Below are 4889 nucleotides of genomic sequence, written 5' to 3' on the forward strand. Positions count from 1 at the left end.
TATCGTACCGAGCATCATCCCGTATGGCTTCGGTACAAGAATATAAATTAATGTAGGTGATAGGATACGATTTGCTTTCAATAGCATCATTTAGCAGCTCAAAAGCCTGGTCGGTAAATCCCAGGTAGGCGGCCATCTGTCCCCGATGACAGGGATTCACCCAATGGTCTTTTGATCGCACTTCCATTTCGTTCCAAATTTGGAGGGCTTTTTCCCTTTGGCCTGCCTTTACATAGGCGTAACCGAGCAACATTTTCCAATTATCCCCATTTTTAGGAAGTTTTTCATGAAATTCAATAGCTTGTTGATATTGTTTCCTTTGAAGACTTACCAGACCCATGGTAAGGTTTCCATAAGGAACGTCTTCTTTTATGGCCAAGGCTTTCTGTGCCCAGATTTCGGCGTTATCATATTCTTTGTTGTGATAATACAATAATGCAAGCCATGCTTTGTATGAAGCAGAAAAAGGCTCTATCATTACTGCTTTTTTCGCATGGAATATGGATTTCTCCATATCATTAAACAGGATATGGTACCAGGCGAAATGGGCATGGGCAATTTCGTTATTGGGATTTTTTGCAATAGCATTTTCAAAAGCTTCTTTGGCCTCTGGCCAATCCCATGTACTGTATAAATTGAGTATGGACAAAGCCGTATAAGCTTCATCATTCATTGGGTCTAACTTAATCGCCTTTTTGGCAGCTGACATTGCGCTTAGAAAGGCTTCTTCGGAGTTGAGCTGGCCATGACCCATGATGGAATAGCCCAGTGCCAGTCCGGCGTAAGCATAAGAATCACCAGGGTCTCTTGCTATGGCTTCCTGTAAGAAATTGATGCCTTTTTTAAATGACTCGTGCGTACCTTGATTTAAATAGTACATGCCCCGTAAATACGCTTTATAGGTTTCGGGATCAACAGACCGTGATTTCGCTAAACGCATTTCTTCGTTTTTGGAAAGCTTAACTTCAATCTTATTTGCAATATCCTTGGCAGCCGAGGATTGAACCCTTATTACATTTTGCATAGCATCACGATATTCGTTGGCCAAAAGGTGACGTTCCTTTGGGAACACGTCTATTAATTGAATGAGGATCCGAAGACTGTCCCCTGCTCCGATAACTGATCCTTCTACAATGGTATTTACGCCCAATTCATGGGCAATGTCCTTTAATAATAGTTCACTGTTATCATAACGAAGTGTCGATGTTCTAGAAATCACGCGAAGTGAACCGATTTGGCCTAATTCGCCAATAAGTGCATCATGCATCCCATTTACAAAATAGTCGTTCTCGGCCTGTCCTGTTAAATTATGGAGCGGGAGTACGGCAATGGATTTTTCAGTGGACACAAACGTACTTAGAATGGCATATACTCCGATAAAGGCAACAATGGCCAGCATGATCATGATCAAGGCTTTACGGCTAAATACATGCGCTTTTGGGTCGGAAACCTTATTCTCGTGCAGTTCCACCGATGGTTCATCCAACTCCATAACAACACCTTTCCTCCTAACCTCACCCGGCGAAATGTTATAGTGTTTTTTAAAAACCTTGTTGAAATAACTTGGACTATTGAAACCTACCTGATATGCAATTTCCGAAGCCGTAGCCACATCATGCTCCAAAAGTTCTTTGGCCCGGGTCAATCGCATTTCCGTGATAAGGTCACTTGCAGATTTACCGGTTAACTTTTTGAGTTTTCTATGCAGCATGGAACGGCTGAGTCCTGAGTTCGAAGCAAGATCTTTCACCGAGAAATTCTCGTTATCGAGATTGTCTTCAATACATTGAAGAATTTTCTTGATAAATTGTTCGTCCATGGAGGGTAGGTGTTCCATTAAGAATCATAATTAATAGTAATTCAACAGCAATTCGATTTGTTTTAAATCCCTGTCAAAATGCCCTCTTTAAACTTTTTCTATGGCAATTCGACAAGAATGGATCATTTCTTATTTTGATTTCAATAGTTGTATACCTGGTTTATTATTTATTAAGTTATTAACATATAATTAATAAGACAATGATCTATATCACCTGATATGACGGTTCTTAATGAAGAATCAAAAAATATATTTTGAATTATGCCTCCTCGCATGAATTCGCATCCCATGCTATAATCATCAGAGGATAAATAGTAGAAAACAGGTGTCTGAAAATAAGAAGAAACCAATTAGGTTTGTGTAGTGTAAATTCTAGATCAATATTTTCGAATTCAACCTTTTTTGCCCAAAAACCGGTTTAACATTCCATAAACATCTTCAGATATTTTAAGCTTAAAGAGTATGCCCAAGAATAGTAAAGTAGTTAATACCCCTTTTATTACGATGTTGACCATGGGATGAAATGGAAAATCAACAACGTAAAATAGAACTCCCAATACCAGAAGAATCCCAAAAACCTTGAGGGTTTCCCTTGTAAATGGCATAATATCGAACTTCTTCCTGACATAGTATAACTTGATCGTATTATAAATGGTAATGGCTAGAAAGGTCGCCAAGGCAGCTCCTTGAAGTCCTTGCAATGGTATCAGCAACATATTCAGAAGAATTACCATGACCGCCAAGATTACGCCCATCATCAATAACGCCTTATAATAATCGGAGTTGAAAAGAATGGCATTATTATTTCCCAATACCGAATCATAGACCTTGGCCAGGCCAATTAAAAAAACGATGCTGAATCCCCCGCGATATTCTTCTGGTAGCATAAGGAACAAATCATTCAAATTAGTAATGATGAGCACGAACAATATCCCAGAGGCAATGAACAAGGTCAATGACGATTTTTTGTATAACGAATCCAATCCTTCATGATCCCTATTGTTCAGCAATTCCGCGGTCATCGGATAGGTAATCTGATGCATGGCCCTTGATGGCACAATAATCGTTGTGGCAATGTAGATGGCCACGCCATAATAGGCCACATTTTCAATCTCTATATATTGGTTGAGCATTACCTTGTCGATCTCCAAAATAATAACCGCTGCGGAACCCCCAAGGATGATCAAGGCACTATAGTACAAAATTACCCGTGTATTGGCCGGAAAATCAAAATTAATTCGCGGCATCTTTAGACGATAGGCATATAATTTCATAATGATCGTTCGTAAGAGATACAAGGCCACGAGGGCCTTAAGAAACAAGTCGACAGAGATTATGTCAAAGTGCACCAAAAATAATAGGAGCATCACCCCCACCCTATTGAACACCTCTTTCATAAAGTTGCCAAAAACAGATTTCATTTGCACCTTGGCCCAGGCATAGAAAACCTCGAAGTACGCCATAGCCATTCCAATAAGAAAAATATACCATACGTAGTTTTTGACAATACTATTCTCCTTGGAGATAAATTCCCCAATGACATCTGTATAGAAAAAAGAAAAAATGGCAATGGGGATTATAAGGACCAAGGGTAAGAAAAGCATCAGCGTCTCGAAGGCTGCCGTATCCCTTTCTGATTTGAAGCTTGAATAATACTTGACCAAGGTATTGGGTACCCCAAAGGCCAACAATGGCATTAGTACGGCAGATGTCGACAATATGACCGTAACGAGTCCATAATAAGCATCCGTCAAAAAGTTGGTATAAAGAAAAAGGGTGTTAATGGCAGCAATCCCAAACCCCACATAGGTGACCACGGTATTGTTCATTGCTTGTTTACTAACTATTCCCATGAAATAAGTTTGGCCATTTCCCGGCTGAGTTCCCTTCGACTATATTTTTCAATGCCCTTGGGCGCGGTAGTTAGGCTACCCTTTTGATAGGCTTCAAACCATTCTAAAATTACATCTTTTAATCCATTTTTCGATCCATACCCAAATGTTGCCCCTGAATGGGTCTCCACAATAATGGTAGCTGCGTCCCATTGCGGTGGACCAATGGCCAGGATAGGTCGCCTGGCAGCCATGTATTCGTACAGTTTTCCTGGTAATATGCCCTTGGTTTCGTGCGAATCTATCTCTACCAACAAAAGCACTTGCGATTCCTGTTGCAGCTTTACAGCCACTTCATGGGACACATACCCCAACAATTCTGTATGATCCTTTAACCCTGAATCAAAAATACTTTTCAAAACGTCCTCACTTACCACACCTGCCAAACGCAATTTAAAACAGGCTTTGAATGCCTCATTCCCTTGAAGCAGTTCTTCAAGCACCTGCCATAGGTTTATCGGGTTTCTTCCCGAAAGTAGGGAACCGATATGCGAAATGGTGAAATCGCTGGTCAAAGGCATTTGGCCTTCCGCATCGGAATCGTACCCATTGGTGATAACAAAAATAGGTTTTGAGGTAAGCCCTTTGAATTCCGTTTTTGTTGTTATACTGGTCACGACAATGGCATCAGCATTGTTCAATACCAATTGCTCCAACTGCTTATGTTTCTGTTGTGATCTTCTCGTAAGTTTCAGTTTTTTATGATACCCGATCGATGTCCATGGATCCCTAAAATCGGCCACCCATTTGATTTTATGGGTCTGTTTTAACCGGTGGCCTATCAAATGGACACTATGGGGCGGCCCTGTGGTAATAATCGTATCGATATTTTCTTTTTCCAAGAGGGTACTTAAGAATTTCACGGAAGGTTTCACCCAATTTTTACGAGCATCTGGAATGAAAAAGTTACCTCGAACCCACAACAAGGCCTTCTCCAAAAAGGTTTGTTCCTTAGCGGCTATAATCCCTGAACTAATGCGCTTTGTATCTTTTTTTGAAAGTAAGCTTGCTAGTTTATAAGGTTCGCGAATGGGATATCTATATACGGTTAGTCCTTCGGGAATCTCATTTACAAGGGATTCATCCAAAAGAGGGTAATTAGGATTTTCAGGAATGTAAAGCATTGGGGTTAACCCAAAATCAGGTAAATATTTTACAAATTTCAACCATCGCTGTAC

3 protein-coding genes are annotated in these 4889 nt (G+C 40.3%); all 3 read right to left on the reverse strand.

Translation table 11 applies throughout. From position 1 onward, the window contains the following. Positions 1 to 1837 (reverse strand): helix-turn-helix domain-containing protein (locus WBM98_RS18930; RefSeq protein WP_424367579.1); only part of this gene is annotated, 1837 nt, incomplete at its 3' end. 374 nt (positions 1838 to 2211) lie between these two features. After that, complete coding sequence (locus WBM98_RS18935) at positions 2212 to 3672, reverse strand: polysaccharide biosynthesis C-terminal domain-containing protein (RefSeq protein ID WP_424367580.1); 1461 nt, start codon at positions 3670 to 3672, stop codon at positions 2212 to 2214. Next, the coding region (locus tag WBM98_RS18940; RefSeq protein ID WP_424367581.1) for a glycosyltransferase at positions 3663 to 4889 on the reverse strand (1227 nt) is incomplete at its 5' end. The genes WBM98_RS18940 and WBM98_RS18935, both read right to left, overlap by 10 nt.

The sequence above is a fragment of the Maribacter sp. genome (assembly GCF_049667165.1).
Taxonomy (GTDB): Bacteria; Bacteroidota; Bacteroidia; order Flavobacteriales; family Flavobacteriaceae; genus Maribacter_A.

Bases quoted from the DNA above. Each gene is read 5' to 3' on its own strand.
- WBM98_RS18935 (WP_424367580.1), bottom strand. From the start codon at position 3,672: ATGGGAATAGTTAGTAAACAAGCAATGAACAATACCGTGGTCACCTAT.